Origin of the sequence: Aestuariivita sp. (assembly GCF_021404545.1) — a bacterium.
GTDB lineage: Bacteria > Pseudomonadota > Alphaproteobacteria > Rhodobacterales > Rhodobacteraceae > Aestuariivita.
Window position 1 is genome coordinate 1 of record NZ_JAAWWD010000007.1, and the last position, 16,002, is coordinate 16,002.

The 16,002-nt window shown below is 61.6% G+C and carries 11 protein-coding genes and 1 tRNA gene; 6 read left to right on the forward strand and 6 right to left on the reverse strand.

Annotated elements, in window-relative coordinates; genetic code table 11:
* Positions 1-517: 517 nt before the first annotated feature.
* The 4 genes from HEP69_RS04855 to HEP69_RS04870 form a co-directional block, all read right to left on the reverse strand.
* On the reverse strand, positions 518-3,016 hold the full coding sequence (locus tag HEP69_RS04855) for an FAD-dependent oxidoreductase (RefSeq protein ID WP_290557410.1): 2,499 nt from the start codon (positions 3,014-3,016) through the stop codon (positions 518-520).
* A 227-nt stretch (positions 3,017-3,243) separates the two neighbouring features.
* Positions 3,244-4,647, reverse strand: a complete 1,404-nt coding sequence (locus HEP69_RS04860) for an FAD-linked oxidase C-terminal domain-containing protein (RefSeq protein ID WP_290557412.1) — start codon at positions 4,645-4,647, stop codon at positions 3,244-3,246.
* A 78-nt stretch (positions 4,648-4,725) separates the two neighbouring features.
* Positions 4,726-6,519, reverse strand: a complete 1,794-nt coding sequence (ggt, locus tag HEP69_RS04865) for a gamma-glutamyltransferase (RefSeq protein ID WP_290557413.1) — start codon at positions 6,517-6,519, stop codon at positions 4,726-4,728.
* Between the two features lie 36 nt (positions 6,520-6,555).
* Positions 6,556-7,542, reverse strand: coding sequence for a D-glycerate dehydrogenase (locus HEP69_RS04870; RefSeq protein WP_290557414.1), 987 nt, complete (start codon positions 7,540-7,542; stop codon positions 6,556-6,558).
* A 150-nt stretch (positions 7,543-7,692) separates the two neighbouring features.
* On the opposite strand from HEP69_RS04870, the gene HEP69_RS04875 reads away from it, so the two are divergent.
* On the forward strand, positions 7,693-8,175 hold the full coding sequence (locus HEP69_RS04875) for an SH3 domain-containing protein (protein WP_290557508.1): 483 nt from the start codon (positions 7,693-7,695) through the stop codon (positions 8,173-8,175).
* Between the two features lie 155 nt (positions 8,176-8,330).
* Here HEP69_RS04875 and HEP69_RS04880 read toward each other — a convergent pair whose 3' ends face one another.
* Positions 8,331-9,239, reverse strand: coding sequence for a haloalkane dehalogenase (locus HEP69_RS04880; protein WP_290557416.1), 909 nt, complete (start codon positions 9,237-9,239; stop codon positions 8,331-8,333).
* Positions 9,240-9,331: 92 nt separating this feature from the next.
* Between HEP69_RS04880 and HEP69_RS04885 the strand changes: the two genes are divergently transcribed.
* The 4 genes from HEP69_RS04885 to HEP69_RS04900 all read left to right on the forward strand — a co-directional run bounded on the left by HEP69_RS04885 (position 9,332) and on the right by HEP69_RS04900 (position 14,293).
* Positions 9,332-10,327, forward strand: coding sequence for an NADPH:quinone reductase (locus tag HEP69_RS04885; protein ID WP_290557418.1), 996 nt, complete (start codon positions 9,332-9,334; stop codon positions 10,325-10,327).
* 79 nt (positions 10,328-10,406) lie between these two features.
* Positions 10,407-11,732: a mechanosensitive ion channel family protein gene (locus HEP69_RS04890; protein ID WP_290557509.1), complete on the forward strand. Its 1,326-nt coding sequence runs from the start codon at positions 10,407-10,409 to the stop codon at positions 11,730-11,732.
* Between the two features lie 78 nt (positions 11,733-11,810).
* Positions 11,811-11,885 (forward strand) — tRNA-Gln (locus HEP69_RS04895).
* A 506-nt stretch (positions 11,886-12,391) separates the two neighbouring features.
* The gene (locus HEP69_RS04900) at positions 12,392-14,293 is read left to right on the forward strand and encodes an ATP-binding protein (protein ID WP_290557420.1); all 1,902 of its coding nucleotides are present in this window, start codon (positions 12,392-12,394) and stop codon (positions 14,291-14,293) included.
* Positions 14,294-14,299: 6 nt separating this feature from the next.
* Here the strand turns inward: HEP69_RS04900 and HEP69_RS04905 are convergent, their stop codons facing one another.
* Positions 14,300-14,986, reverse strand: coding sequence for a response regulator transcription factor (locus tag HEP69_RS04905; protein WP_366111303.1), 687 nt, complete (start codon positions 14,984-14,986; stop codon positions 14,300-14,302).
* A gap of 265 nt (positions 14,987-15,251) precedes the next feature.
* Between HEP69_RS04905 and HEP69_RS04910 the strand changes: the two genes are divergently transcribed.
* Positions 15,252-15,962: a hypothetical protein gene (locus HEP69_RS04910; protein ID WP_290557423.1), complete on the forward strand. Its 711-nt coding sequence runs from the start codon at positions 15,252-15,254 to the stop codon at positions 15,960-15,962.
* The last annotated feature ends 40 nt before the right edge of the window (positions 15,963-16,002 follow it).

Below are 16,002 nucleotides of genomic sequence, written 5' to 3' on the forward strand. Positions count from 1 at the left end.
GGGGGTGTGAGGGGTCTCATGGGACGTGGGATGTGGAGATAAGGCGGCCCTGGCCGCGGGGGCCGCCCTGCGGCGCAGCCCGGGCCTGTCCCGTGCGCCGGATCGCAAGACCCCAACGCGCTCCGGTGGCGGGTGAAAGCTTCAACCGCAATGCCGCCGCACGCCCGCTTAACCCTTCTTCAACCAACTTCTGAAACCGCGCTCGCAGCGCATCCGGCAAAGGTGCTGACATAATCCATCCTCCCAAACAGGATGAATCACAAATCAGCATTCATGGGAATCCCAACGATTCAGGTTTTCGGCCGGACGCTTTAAAAGCGCGCCTTTGGCTTCTTCTGGCCACAAGTATTCCCGGGGGAGGCCGAAGGCCGGGGGCAGCGCCCCAAATGCCACTCGGCCAGATGCGTCGACCAACATCGGTCGCGCACCGGTTCACATCGCACAGGGCCCCATCAAAGCGGACCATGCCAGCCGGATGAGTCTTTTCTCATCTGGCCCAATGGTGGCCGACACACCGTCATCCGTCCTTGCGGATGACCTCGTTTTTCGGGTCATAGGGGCTGTCCTCTACCACTTCGGCATCCCAGAGCTGATTGAGGATCTTGACCTTCAGCAGCTTGCCCGGCACCGCCAGATCCGGTGTGACATACCCCATCCCAATAGATTTTCCGAACGCCACCGAATAGCCGCCGGATGTCAGGCGACCCACCCGGCGATCGCCGTAATAAAGCGCCTCGCGTCCCCAGGGATCAGCATCTTCCGGCCCATCAATAAGCAATGTACAGCACTTCACCCGAACGCCAGTTTTTTCCATCGCCGCCTTGCCGAGAAACTCTTTCGACAGATCCACAAAGCGCGGCAGATCGGCCTCCAGAGGGGTGGCGTCCCGCCCCAGCTCGGTGCCGAATGCACGATAGGATTTCTCCTGCCGCAGCCAGTTTTGCGCGCGGGCGCCGACAAGTTTCATGCCATGCGCCTCACCTGCAGTAAGCAATTGATCCCAGAGGTAATTCTGCATCTCGATGGGGTGATGCAACTCCCAACCCAGCTCACCGGTATAGGCCACGCGAATGGCACGGACCGGGCACATCCCCAACTCGATCTCGCGCATGCTCAACCACGGGAAGCGCTGATTCGACAAGACAGTCGCGGGATCGGCATCCCTGACGATGTCACGCAGCACATCGCGGGATTTCGGACCGGCAATGGCAAAAACACCCCATTGCGTGCTCACATCCTGGATCTCGATATAGCCAAACTCCGGCACTTTATCTTCCGCTGCCTTGCGCAGGTAATCCGCGTCATAGGCCGTCCATGCCCCGGCGGAGACAAGATAGTATTCGTCCTGTCCCAGCCGCACGATCGTGTATTCCGTGCGTGTGGTCCCCTGGTTGGTCAGCGCATATGTGAGGTTGATCCGTCCGACCTTGGGCAACCTGTTGCAGGTAAACCAATCCAGAAACGCCGTCGCCCCCGGACCCTTGACGACATGTTTGGTAAAGGCCGTGGCATCGATCAACCCGACACTCTTGCGCACCGCCTCAGCCTCCGCCTTGGCATAGTCCGACCAACCGCCACGCCGGAATGACCGCGCGTCATGGTCGAAACTGTCCTGTGCATCCAAAGGCCCATAGTAATTGGGCCTTTCCCAACCGTTCACCGCACCAAACTGGGCACCAAGCGCCTTTTGGCGGTCATAGGCCGGTGCCGTCCGCAGCGGCCTGCACGCGGGTCGCTCCTCGTCAGGATGGTGCAGCACATAGACGTGATCATAGGCCTCTTCATTCTTGCGCGCCGCATATTCCGTCGTCATCCACGACCCGTACCGCCTGGGATCAAGCGACGCCATGTCGATCTCGGCCTCTCCCTCGACCATCAACTGTGCAAGATAGTGGCCCGTGCCGCCGGCGGCGGTAATGCCAAAGGAAAACCCTTCGGCCAGCCACATGTTGCGCAACCCCGGCGCGGGCCCCAACAGCGGGTTGCCATCCGGCGTGTAACAAATCGGCCCGTTATAGTCATCCTTCAGCCCCACCTCTTCGGAGGAGGGAATGCGATGGATCATCGCCATATACTCGTCCTCGATCCGCTCCAGATCCAGCGGGAACAGATCCGCGCGAAAACTCTCTGGTACATCATACAGGAACCGCGCGGGGGCATTCTTCTCATAAGGCCCCAGGATCCAGCCGCCGCGCTCCTCACGCACATACCATTTGGCATCCGCATCACGCAGCACAGGGTGTTCGCCGTTCTCCTTGCGCCAGGCCAGCAGAGCCGGGTCGGGTTCGGTCACGATGTACTGATGCTCAACCGGAATGGCAGGGATCTTGATCCCCAACAGCCGTGCCGTGCGCTGCGCGTGATTACCGGTGGCGGTCACCACATGCTCGGCGTGGATAACGGTTTGCTCCTCCGAAGCCACCAGACTGCCGCCCTTTTCCACCATCCGCGTGCAGGTCACATCCCAATGATCACCGGTCCAATGATACCCGTCCACCTGCCATTTCCGCTCGATTGTCACACCGCGCTGGCGTGCGCCCTTGGCCATCGCCATCGTCACATCGGCGGGGTTTATGTACCCATCGGTGGGATGGAAGATCGCGCCCACCAGATCCTCGGTCCGCACCAGCGGATAGCGCGCCTTGATCTGCGCAGGGCTCAGCCACTCATAGGGCACCCCACAGGTCTCGGCCGTCGAGGCATAGAGCATATACTCGTCCATCCGCGCCTGGCTTTGCGCCATGCGCAGGTTGCCCACCACCGAAAAGCCCGCGTTCAGCCCGGTCTCGTCTTCCAGCGTCTTGTAGAACTTGATCGAATAGTCGTGAATATGCGTGGTCGCATAAGACATGTTGAAATAGGGCAGCAACCCCGCCGCATGCCAGGTCGAGCCGGAGGTCAACTCATCGCGCTCCAGCAACATGACATCGTCCCAGCCAAACCGCGCCAGGTGATACGCAATCGACGTGCCAACGGCGCCGCCACCTACAACCAGAGCTTTGACATGGGTTTTCATCGGACGACTCCCCTGAACCTGAATTGCTTCCGTTTTAGGCCGAAACCGCCAGGCCCGCCAAAGCCAGCCGACCTGCCATCGCCCAAATGCGACGCCCGCAGGGCAACTGGTGCACCCTGCCCCTTCTTCTTGCTGAAAATACGCAACACCGCCGCCAACCCCATGGCGCACCGCACGCGCATCGCACCAATCCGGTATCGTGTCACGCCGCAGGCGTGTCCTTTGGATCAGACCGCGACGATCTTACCGGGGTTGAGGATATTGTGCGGATCCATCGCGCGTTTGATCGCCCGCATCGTCACGGTCGCGGGGCCCAGCTCCTTTTCCAGATAGGGCATCTTGCCTTGCCCGATCCCGTGCTCGCCCGTGCAGGTCCCGTCCATTGAGATCGCAAGATCCGCCAGCCAACCGGTAAACGCATCCGCGCGGGCACGCTCCTGCGCGTCGTCCATATCGACCAGCAGTGCGGTATGGAAATTGCCATCCCCCACATGTCCCGCGATGGGGCCGATCAACTCCAACTCGGCCAGCTTGGCCTGGCTCGCCGTGACGCATTCCGCCAAACGGGAGATCGGAACACACACATCCGTGGCAAAGGCCTGGGTGCCGGGCCGCAGCGTCTGCATCGCCCAATAGGCATCGTGCCGCGCCTGCCACAGACGGTTGCGCTCCTCAGTTGTCGCCGCGGCCCGATAGCCGCTGCCGCCAACCTCTTCGACGATTGCGCGAAACGTCTCTGCCTGCTCGGCCACACTGGCTTCCGAGCCGTGGAACTCCAGCAACAGAAGCGGTTCTTCCGGCAGATCCAGTTTGGAATAGGTGTTGATCGCGCGAACCGAGAGGACATCCAGCAATTCGATGCGCGCCACCGGCAGCCCGTATTGAATGGCCATCATCGTCGCCTGACAGGCCGCGTCAACGGATGGGAAGGAGCAGCGCGCCGCCGAGATCGCCTCCGGGATGCCTTGCAGGCGCAAGGTGATCTCCGTGATCAGGCCCAGCGTACCTTCGGAGCCCACCATGAGCCGTGTCAGATCATACCCGGCCGAGGATTTCTTGGCCCGGTTGGCGGTGCGCATCACCGTGCCGTCGGCGGTAACCACCTCAAGCCCGATCACATTGTCCTTCATCGTGCCATAGCGCACCGCATTGGTGCCCGAGGCGCGCGTCGCCGCCATCCCGCCAATCGAAGCATTCGCACCCGGATCAATCGGAAAAAAGAGCCCCCGATCGCGCAGATGGGTATTGAGATCCTCCCGCGTGACACCGGGCTGGACCACCACGTCCAGATCCTCCGCATGCACCGCCAGGATCCGGTTCATCTCCGACAGATCGACCGAGATGCCGCCGGCGGGCGCGTTGACATGCCCCTCCAGCGAGGTGCCTGTGCCGAACGGGATCACCGGCACCTTATGCGCGGCGCAGATCCTGACGATCTGCGAGACGTCGTCGGTGTCTTGCGGATAGACCACGCCGTCAGGGGCCTGATTGACGATCCAGGTGGTGGTGTGCCCATGCTGCTCGCGGATCGACTGGCCGGTCTGGAATTTCTCCCCGAACCTTTGCTTGAGAATACCCAGCACCGTCTCGATCCCGGTTTCATTGCGCGGCAACGCGGTCGTGTGCACCATCTTCTCAATCCTCCCAAAGGCATTGGTCACAAAGACTGCCCTATCGCCCGATCCACGGCAAGCACCTTGAGGCGCCGATCACTCGCCCAGCGCAATCCCTTCGCGGCGCGGATCAGCGGCGCCTTTCAGGCCCTCGCCGATCTCGATGGCATGCAGACCCGATGTCAGCGCCCGCACCGCGACCTCGTATCCCAACTCCTCCAGCGCGGGCGCCAGCGTCTCCGCCCCGGTGCCCTCCTCCAGATCGAAGGTGCCGAACCGGTTGACCGCATGGGGCAGTGACACGGCCTCCTGAATATTCAGCCCCCAATCGGCCCAGGCGATGATGGTCTTGGCCACATAGCCGATGATCCGACTACCGCCCGGGGAACCGATGGCCAGAACCGGCGCACCATCGCGCATCACAATCGTGGGCGCCATCGACGAGCGCGGGCGTTTGCCCGGCTCCAGCCGATTGGCGATCGGCACGCCGTCGCGATGCGTGCGAAAGGAGAAATCCGTCAGCTCGTTGTTCAGCAGGAACCCCCGCACCAACAGCCGCGACCCAAAGGCGTTCTCGATGGTCGTCGTCATCGACAGCACATTGCCCGCGCCGTCCACAATCGAGATATGCGAGGTCGACGGAAACTCGATGGAGGCATCATCCGCCCAAAGCTGCGCATGATCCCAGTCCGGAGTGCCGGGGCTGACCTCGGGCAGCGCATCCCCGCCCGCCAAAAGCGCGCCGCGTTGCGCCAGGTATTCGGGCGCCACCAGCCCTTGGGTCGGCATCGGCACGAAATCGCTGTCGGCCATGTACCGGCCCCGATCCGCAAAGGCGAGCCGCGAGGCGTCGCCGATCAGCCTCCAGGCCTCGGCACTTTGGGGGCCAAGTGCGGCCAGATCGTACCCATCGAGCATGCCCAGGATCTGGCCAACGGTCAGCGCCCCCGATGAGGGCGGCCCCATCCCGCAAACCTCATGCACGCGATACGTCGCACAAACCGCTGGCCGCTCGCGCACCTGATAAAGCGCCAGATCAATGGCCGACAGCATGCCGGGATTGCCCTCGGCCCCGGTCACGGTGCGCACGATATCGGCGGCAATCGGGCCGGAGTAAAACGCATCCGCGCCGCCATTGGCCAATGCGCGCAGCGTCGCAGCATAAGCCGGGTTACGCAGAATCGCGCCTTCGGCGACCGGCTGCCCACCGGGCAGGAAATAAGCGGCGGTCTCAGCAAACCGGCCCAGCCGCTCGGCATCGCGCGCCACCAGACCCGCAAGCCGGGGCGAGACGGCAAAGCCCTCTTCCGCCACCGCGATCCCGGCCTCGAAAAGATCGGGCCAGGGCGTGCGCCCCCAGCGTCGATGCACCTCGGCCAAAAGCGCGGGCGTGCCGGGCGCGCCAACAGACCGCCCCCCAACAACCGCGTCAAAAAAGCCCAGAGGTTCGCCGTTTTCGTCCTGAAAAAGCGTCGGTGTGGCCGCAAGCGGCGCGGTTTCACGCGCATCAAGCGTGGTCAACTCCCCCGACGCCGCATCGTACCAGATCAGAAACGCGCCCCCACCCAGGCCCGAGGATTGCGGCTCCACAAGCCCCAGCATCACCTGTACGGCCACCATCGCATCCGCGGCACTGCCGCCCTGGCGCAAAACCTCGGCCCCCGCGGTGACCGCCAGCGGGTTGGCGGCCGACACCATCCACCGCTGTGCCTCAACCGGTTGTCCTGCGTCCCGTGCCCCATAGGCTGCGATAACATCCTCCGACAGCGCCATTGCGGCACGCGCTGTCGGCGCCTCCGGCGCCACGGCATCGGTCACCTGCTGAGCCTGGGTCAGGCCCGCCCATCCCATCAAGAGGGCGATCAATGCACCGCTCAATCCATATCTCATGTCAGCTCCTCACGCAGTGCACCGACCATCGGTGGGCTATAGCATGGATGGGACCACCTGATCGGGCGGGCGGTGGCCATCCTCGAACGTCTTGATATTGATGATGACTTTTTCGCCCATTTCGATCCGCCCCTCGATCGTGGCCGACCCCATATGCGGCAAGAGCACCACATTGGGCAATTCACGCAGGCGTGGATTGATGTTGGTGCCATGCTCGTAAACATCGAGACCGGCGCCCGCGATCTCGCCCGCGCGCAGCATTCGGGTCAGAGCGTTTTCGTCGATCACCTCGCCGCGCGATGTGTTCACGATCACAGCATCCGGCTTCATCAGCTTGAGCCGCCGCGCATTCATCAAATGAAAGGTCGAGGGCGTCGACGGGCAGTTGACACTGATCACATCCATCCGCGCCACCATCTGATCGAGGCTGTCCCAATAGCTGGCTTCAAACGCCTCTTCGATTTCGGGGCGCAGGCGGCGGCGGTTGTGATAGTGGATCTGCATGCCAAAGGCAGCAGCCCGGCGCGCAACGGCCTGGCCGATCCGGCCCATGCCCAGAATACCCAGCCGCCGACCCGCAATCCGCCCACCCAAAAGCGCAGTGGGCGCCCAACCATCCCATTCACCCTTTTGCATCAGGTTCAGCCCCTCCGGCAGCCTGCGGGTGACGGCCAGGATCAGACCCATGGTCATGTCGGCGGTATCGTCGGTCAGCACACCGGGCGTGTTGGAGACCAGCACGCCACGCTGGCGGGCAGTGGCCACGTCGATGTGATCAACTCCCGCACCGTAATTCGCGATCAGCTTGAGCCTGTCGCCCGCCCGCGCAATCAGTCCCGCGTCAATCTCATCGGTCACCGTGGGCACCAGCACATCAGCCGTCTGAAGGGCGGCCGCCAACTCATCGCGCGACATAGGGGCGTCGTCTTCGCGCAGAGCTACATCAAATAGTTCCTTGAGCCGGGTCTCTACCGCATCGGGTAACCGTCGCGTCACGACAACACTCAGACGTTCTCTGGGCACAGATTATCCCCCCGCGCTTTTCAAACCGTTCCATTGCATGGCATGGTGGCCCAGTCCGTGACGGGGCACAAGAACCCCCGCGGCAAAAAGAGCAGAGCAGACGAACCGAGGCAGACAGTGATCACGCGACTTTTGGGATTTACACGCGCCCTGGCGGCTCTTTTGGTGGTAGCTGTCGCGGGCAGTGCCGTGGCCCAGGAGGTGGCACGCGGCCCGGTCACCAACCTGCCCCTGCCACGTTATGTGTCGATGAAGGCGTCAGAGGGCAATGTCCGTCGTGGCCCGTCGCTTAGCCACCGCATTGACTGGGTGTTCAAGCGCCGCGACATGCCGCTGCAGATCACCGCCGAACATGGCCATTGGCGCCGGGTCCAGGATCGTGACGGGCAGGGCGGCTGGGTCCACTATGCGCTCCTGTCCGGCGCAAGAACTGTCCTGGTCGAGCAGGATATGCTCACAATCCACGCGCGCCCCGAGACCGCAGCGGCGGTCGTGGCCGCATTCGAGAACGGTGTTGTCGCACGGCTGGGCAAATGCGAGCCGGAGTGGTGCCGCGTCTCGTCTGGCGGGTTTCGCGGCTGGGCACGCAAGTCCGCGCTCTGGGGTGTGGCCCCGGACGAGCTGCGCGACTGAGACCATCGGGTGTTCCTTTCGGGGGCTCTGCCCCCGCGCTACGCGCTCCCCCGGGAATATTTAGGGCCAGAAGAAGCAGGGGCGCCAATGGCTTCTTCTGGCCCAAAATATCCCCGGAGCGCGAGGCAGAGCCTCGCATATCGCCCCCTCGCCGTTCAGCGCGTCGCCGAGATGAATGCAGTGATCAAGGCCGCAAGCTCGGGCCCCACATCCTCCTGAAGGAAATGCCCGGCCTCCGGCAGGATGGTATGCGGCTGACCTGCAGCCCCAGGGATCATCTTTTGGAACACCCGGTCGATGCCCGCCATGACTTTGTCATCCGCGCCAAAGGCGGTGAGCCAGGGTTTGTCGAAGCCGCGCAACACCTCCCAAGCCGCGCGATTGGGCGCGGATGCCGGGTCGTCGGGCGTCGAGGGGACAAGCATCGGAAACTGCCGCGCGCCCGCTTTGTAACGCTCATCCGGGTAGGGCGCATCATACGCGGCAATCTCTTCCCCGTCGATCTTGGACGTCGTGCCGCCATAGATGATGCGACCCGCGGGAAAGATCTCGACCTCCTGGGAAAAAGCGCGCCAGGCCTCAAACGCCTCCCCCATCGGCTGATCGCCTATTGGGAGCGCTGTATTCGCCGTCACCACCCGGTCAAACCGATCGGGCATGGCCGCCACCAGGCGCAGTCCGATCAACCCGCCCCAGTCCTGACAAACCAGAGTTATCCGGTGCAGGTCGAGGCCGGTCAGCCACTCGGTCATCCAATCCACATGCCGCTGGTAGGTGTAGTCGCTCCGCTCGGTCGGTTTGTCGGATTTTCCGAATCCGATCAGGTCGGGCGCCAACACGCGGTGCCCGGCTTTTGTGAAGACAGGTATCATGTGGCGATAGAGATACGACCACGACGGCTCCCCATGCAGGCACAAGACCGCAGGCGCGTCCGATGGTCCCTCATCGAGATAGTGCATCCGCAGACTGCCCCCGTCGCCGTCGGCTAGCGCGACATAGTGCGGCGCGAATGGATAATCCTTGAGGCCTTCAAAGCGGCTGTCGGGGGTGCGCAGATACTGCATCTCACTTCCTTTCCTTGTCCTGGCCATGCTACCCCGGTCTCGCTACTGGGCCAGAGGGAACGTGGCGGCATGACAACAGGAAGGAAATCCAGATGCAGGCCATGATCTATCGCGCATTCGGCGCCGCACGGGATGTCTTGCACCTCGAAGAGGTTGCCAGGCAAACACCTGAGCCGGGCGAGGTGCGCGTGGCGCTGCGCTGGTCCGGGGTCAACCCGTCGGACGTCAAAGCGCGGGCGGGCGCGCGCGCAGGAGTGACCGAACTTCCTTTCCCCGCCATCATTCCGCACAGCGACGGCGCAGGCGTGATTGCCGATGTCGGCGCAGACGTGGACCCTGCCCGCTTAGGTGAACCTGTCTGGATCTGGAACGGTCAGTGGCGACGCGCCTTCGGCACGGCGGCATCCGAAATCACCCTGCCTGCCGAACAGGCCGTTGCCCTGCCACGCGATATCGATCTGCAAACCGGCGCGATCCTTGGCATTCCGGGCCTAACTGCGGTTCACACGGTCTTTAACGGTGGGCCGGTCGCAGGCAAAACCGTCCTGGTCCAAGGGGCCGCAGGCACGGTGGGGCTTCTGGCCGTGCAACTGGCCAAATGGGGCGGTGCGCAGGTGATCGCCACCGCACGCGGTGCGGGGCTGGAGCGGGTCGCAGCCCTTGGTGCCGATGCCGTTTTCGATTTCACCCGGCCCGATCTGGCGCAGGCCATCCTGGCGGCCAGTGACGGCGCACCTATTGACCGGATCGTTGAGGTCGAGTTCGGCCTCAACGCCGCAACCGATACCGCCGTCATCGCCGAGAACGGGACGATCTGCGCCTATGGCTCGGCTCAGTCGATGGCGCCCGTGTTGCCGTTCTATCCACTGATGTTCAAGGCCGTGACCTTGGAAATGGCACTGATCTATCTGCTGACCCCAAGCCAGCGCGCAGCCGCCATCGACCATTTGAACGCGGCGCTCATTGCCGGAGCACTGACTTGCCCGGTCGCCGAAACCTTTGCGCTGGCCGACACCGCAGCCGCGCATGAAGCTGTCGAGGCGGGCAATCGCGCCGGAGCCATTCTGGTTCGGACCGGGCGGGATTGATCACAGCGCGATCCCCATTGCCTGAGGCGCAAGGCAGGTTAAGCTGGGTGGACCCATTTCGAGACGGATCCATTTCATGATGCGCTTGCTTGTCGCCTGCCTGTTTTGCCTGCTGCTGCCCCTGCCCGGCCATGCCCAAGACGAAAGCCAGCCAACCGGCACCATCGCAGTGGAAGACAGCGCGGTCCAGGATGCCGCCATCGCGGTACGCATCCGCGATATCCTGACCGAGCTGGGAGGCTACAGCGATGTCACGGTCACGGTCACCTCGGGCATCGTCACCTTTCGGGGCACGACACTCGACACCGCATCTGCCGCACGGCTGAATGAGCTGGCAGGCCGTGTCGAGGGGGTGGTCGCGATCGAGAACGACGTGACCGAGACCACGGATGTGGTTGAACGCCTTAACCCTGCGATGGACAGGTTTCGCGCCCGCCTGGCCCAATTCGTGGCCTTCTTGCCGCTGGCTGCGGTGGCTGTGGCGGCCTTTCTGCTGGTGGTTTTTGCAGGCCTTGTCATCGCGCGGATGCGTCAACCCTGGGACCGGTTGGCGCCCAACGCCTTTATCGCCGATATCTACCGCCAGATCCTGAGACTGGCCTTTATGATCGGCGGTCTGGTCGTTGCGCTCGATATTCTTGGGGCGACCGCGCTGCTCTCGACCATTCTCGGGGCGGCCGGTATTGTCGGGCTGGCCATCGGCTTTGCCGTGCGTGACACGGTTGAAAACTTTATCGCGTCGATCATGCTGTCGATCCGCCAGCCCTTTGCCCCCAATGACACGGTCGAAATCGAAGGCGATATCGGCAAGGTGATCCGCCTGACCAGCCGTGCCACGATCCTGCTGAGCTTTGACGGCAATCACATCCGCATCCCCAACGCGACCGTCTTCAAAAGCCGGATCGTGAACTATTCCCGCAATGATGAGCGGCGGTTCCTGATTGACCTGGGCGTGGCCTATGACACCGATCTGGCGGCGGCTCAGGCGCTGGCGCTGGACACTGTCAAGGCCCTGCCCTTTACGCTTGAAAGCCCCGAACCCTCGGTCTGGATCGAGGAACTGGGCGACAGTGCCGTCATTATCAAGGTCGCAGGCTGGATCGCGCAGCACGAAACGAGCTATCTCAAAGCGCGCAGCGAGGCCTGGCGCATGTGCATGGCGGCCTTCGACACCGAGGGAATCGTAATGCCGGAAACCACGCTGCGTGTGCTGGGTGTCGGGTCCTATGGCACGGATCAGGAGACCGCTTTTCCTGTGCCCCCTGCCCCGCAAGCAGAGCCCGACCTGCGACCCCAGGATGTTCAGGCCAGCGACGAAGCGGCCCTTGAACGCATTGTGAATGCCGAGCGCGAAGAACTGAGCGAGGACGATCTTCTGAACCGTGAAACGCTGCGTCAGGAATAGCGTGAAAATTTGAAGCCCGTTTTCCTCAAAATTGGTCTTGAACAGCACGCCAGAGCGGCGTAATTAGCCGGTCACTGTTGGGATGTAGCCAAGTGGTAAGGCAACTGTTTTTGGTACAGTGTATCGTAGGTTCGAATCCTACCATCCCAGCCATTTAATTTTACCCATAAAATCAAGAACTTAGGCGCCCGGATTTGTTGCACGAGAAGCAATTCTGTGTTACACATCTGCCGCACTCGCCTGGCCGTTTGTGCTGTGAGCATAGCTGGGGATTCCGATGAGAAAGCAGACTGGCGCATTGCCGCGCCCGCCAGCCAAGCTCCATGCGGCCTCCGCAAAGACAAGCTCCTCGAAATCATCAACTTTTGAGTGAGTTGAGCCCTGAAAATCGGACACTGACGTAAGCTGCGATTTGTTGTCTGCTGGTCTTCGACGAAAAGGAGATCACAGATCTCGAAACGGAAGACCCATTCGTCTGAGTTCGGGACCGCCTTGAGACCGGGACGCCACCAGCGCCGTGCGGCCCACGTCATGCCTCGAAAGCTTGCAACCCCCTGAACAGGGGGTTTGCAGCTCTCCCGTTGCATTGCATCTGGAAGTGGACTGTGATGGCAACAATGCGTCCTGCGGTCACATGAAATTCAAAAAAAGGCTATTCGTTGTTTAGGTCCCTGCACACGCCCGCCGCCCGTCTTTCCGTTCTCTTTGCTGTTGCTGCGACAGCGATGCTGGTGGTGTGTGGACTGACAATCTATGGGCAGGACCGGCAACAGAATGTCAGCGGTCTGAGCGCGCTTTGGCAGCAGGATTTCAGGTTCTGGGTGCAAATCCTGACGGGTATGGGTGCATTTTTGATCGCCGCGTGGATCTGGGCTTTGAAGCCGCGCAACCCTGATGTGACGCTGTTTGCGCTCAGTGGCTTGGCCACGATGACGTTCACTTTTGCTTACGCGCCGCTTGGGGGTGTTGGTGTGGTCATGCCGGCCGAGGTTTTGGTGCCACTCTACCGGGTCAACGCGTTGGGGGCATCGCTGTTTGGAATCGTCATGACGGTGCTGTTGCTGCGCTATCCCGTGCGCCTGCCCTTTCACCAGGTTTTGACGGCCGCCGCAGTCGTGGGATTTGGTGGCTGGACCGTCGCCGCGCTGCTCGGCCCGGTCGAGGGGCTGATGATCATACATACCATCACCTTTCTTGAGATGTTATGTATGATCACAGCTGTGATCGGTCAGTACTTCGCCACCCGGCGCTTTCCCAAGGAACGTGCCATCGCGATTTGGCTGGGCATTTCCATCATAGTGGGATCTGGCATTTTCATCGCACTGGTGGCCGCACCCATTGCGCTGGGCCTTGCGCCACTGGTGGATGAGCGGTTCGCCTTCTCATCGTTTCTGCTGGTCTACATTGGGATGGCCGTTGGCTTGACCCGGTACAGGGTGTTCGAGCTTGGCGAATGGGCGTTTTACGTCCTTTTCTATGTCGCGGGTGCGATCCTGTTGATTACCATAGATATTGCGCTGATCTTTCTTCTGTCATGGGATGCACGCGCCTCGCTCGGGTTGTCGTTATTGCTGGTTGCGCTGGTCTATCTGCCGACGCGAGATGTGTTCTGGCGATCGCTGTTCCAGCGCAAACGCATGCAAGAGCATGAGCTGTTTCAGTCCATCTTCGATGTTGCGTTTGAGCCCGATCGCGACAATCGCAATCTGCGATGGGGGGAGCTGTTCAACACCCTGTTCGAACCGCTTGAGCTGGTTATGGCGGAGAATGCCGATCCCCGGCCTGTGATCCGCGATGATGGTGTCACGCTGTTTGTCCCCGCAACCGCGGCGATGCCTGCAATGGTGCTGCGCCACCCCTGGCGTGGCAGGGGACTGTTCGGACCGCGTCACCTGCGGACAGCGCAGCACCTGGTCGATATCATGTCACGTGCGGAGGAAGGGCGCCGCGCCTATGATCTGGGCGTCGCAGAAGAGCGGACACGGATCGCGCGCGACATGCACGACAATATCGGCGCCCAGTTGATGAGCGCGCTGCACAGTCCCGCGCTTGAACGCAAGGACTTGATGATCGGGCAAACCCTGAGCGATCTAAGAGACATCATCCGTAACGCCACGCGCCCCGGCCTTCCGGTTGAAGAAGCTCTTGCGGATCTGCGTGCCGAAACAGCCGAGCGGTTCGAACCGACGGGGATCACTTTGAACTGGGAAGCGCAGGGACAGCCAGACACCGCGCTGGCACCTGATCCGGCACACGCATTGCGGTCACTGGTGCGTGAGGGGGTGAGCAACATTATCCGCCATTCCTCGGCCAGATCCGCAAGTGTTCACATCGATTACCGCCCGGATCAGATCACTGTTCAAATGACCGATGACGGGCGCGGTCTGAGTGAAAACAGCACCGGCACAGGATCGGGATTACAAAGCATGCATGACCGTGTGCGCGCCTTGGATGGCACATTTGAGATCCGCGATCAGGGAACCGGCACATCCATCACAGCCACATTTCCGCTATCGGGGCAGGTTGCGTCCGGGATCATTGCTGGGCAAGCCGCCGACTAAATCCAGCTATGACGGCGTTCCTGGATCCTTCGCCGTCAGCCCCATCTGCGTTGCGTGCCATGACGCCTCGGCCCTGGATGAAATACCCAGCTTGCGGTATATCCCCTTGATATAGCCAGCAATGGTGCTTTCGGCCAAATCCAATTCATCGGCGACTTCGGCATTTCGCAGACCGCGTGCAATCAGCGACAGCACATCCGTCTCGCGCTGTGTTAACTGGTGTTCGTTACGGCTGACCGGGCCTGTCAGGCGGAAATGCTGCATAATGCGCCGGGCGATGGGAGGGGACAACGCCGGAATGCCAGCGCCAATCTGACTGAGCTGCCGGGCCAACACATCTGAGGGGTTTTCTTTCAATAGGTACCCATCTGCCCCCGCAGACAAGGCCGCAACCACGGTTGCATCATCGCTCATCACTGTGGTGACCACACAGATGGTCGGCGCACCATGCCCGCGCAGAATGCGCAGAACATCGACGCCCGAACCATCGGGCAGGCCGATATCGATGAGCGCGAGATCATAGACTTTTTCCTCCAACATCGCGCGCGCGTCCCGCAGAAATGGGGCGCAATCTATCTGTGCCTCAGGGTATGCAACGACAGCAATGTCATGCAGCCAGAGCCGGGTCTCTGCGATGTCTTCCACAATCAGGATGTGCTTCATAACCGCGCCCGCCTCATGATGTCTGCGCATGTGTCACCGGGTGGCCGTTCGATAAGAACATGCGATGCGACTCTCGATGAGATGACGGGGTCACACAGACACATTGGTTTCTTACACTCTCGATTTGACGGCCGTGGGCAAGGGCTTCGGGTTGGGTGCCGCCGCCCCATGGCAAAACACCATAATCAAAATTACTGTCCCGTGGCCCCCCTGAACGGGGGGCAGACATCTTGGCGAGCAGCTGAAATACCTTTCTTTCATAACGGGTTAGAAGCCCGCAGGAAAGGGGATTACTTTGAAAAAGTCTGCGATTTTGAATATGGGTGTAGTGCTGATTGCCACCACTGCACTGTCTGGCTGCCTGGGATCTGACAGCAACGGAGGCGGTGCCACCGCGGCAAGCGGCGGCGGGGGCGGATCATCCGGCGGCGGCACTGTGACATTTGCCAATTACCAAAGCGAGTTTGATCGTGTGAGCATGACGATCCCGACATCTGACATGCCGACGACACTGAAAGGCAATTATGTTGGCGCGATGCAAGCGCAAGTCGGAGATGCCTCCGGCAATATTGCGGGCTCACTCGTGGCTGATGTGAACCTTGCCATTGACTGGACCGAAGGGGCGACACCCAACCCGTTTTCCGGCGGCGCGTCGAATTTCCGCGGCACGACGGATGGCGGCACGACTGTCGAAGCGATCTCGGGCTCGCTCAGCGTCGATCCGAACCTGCCGAGTGCCATCATCCGCAACTCAAACACGCTGAACACCGTGGCCGGTCAGGTCACAGTGGACGCAGGGTCGATGACCGTGCCGCTGGCCGGTGATCTGACACTGAACGGTCAAACCGCCGAGGCAAACGTTCTATTGGGTGGCGGCTTTTTCGGTTCGGGCGGCACCGCCGCGGCAGGCACCGCTGTGGGTGGATTCAGAGCTGCTGGTACAGCGCCTTTGTCAGGGATATTCGACGGCTCTATCTCGGGCACCTATTACGTGGAACGGCAATAAACCCGCGCATTTCATTACCTAATCTATTGATTGGCCTCTG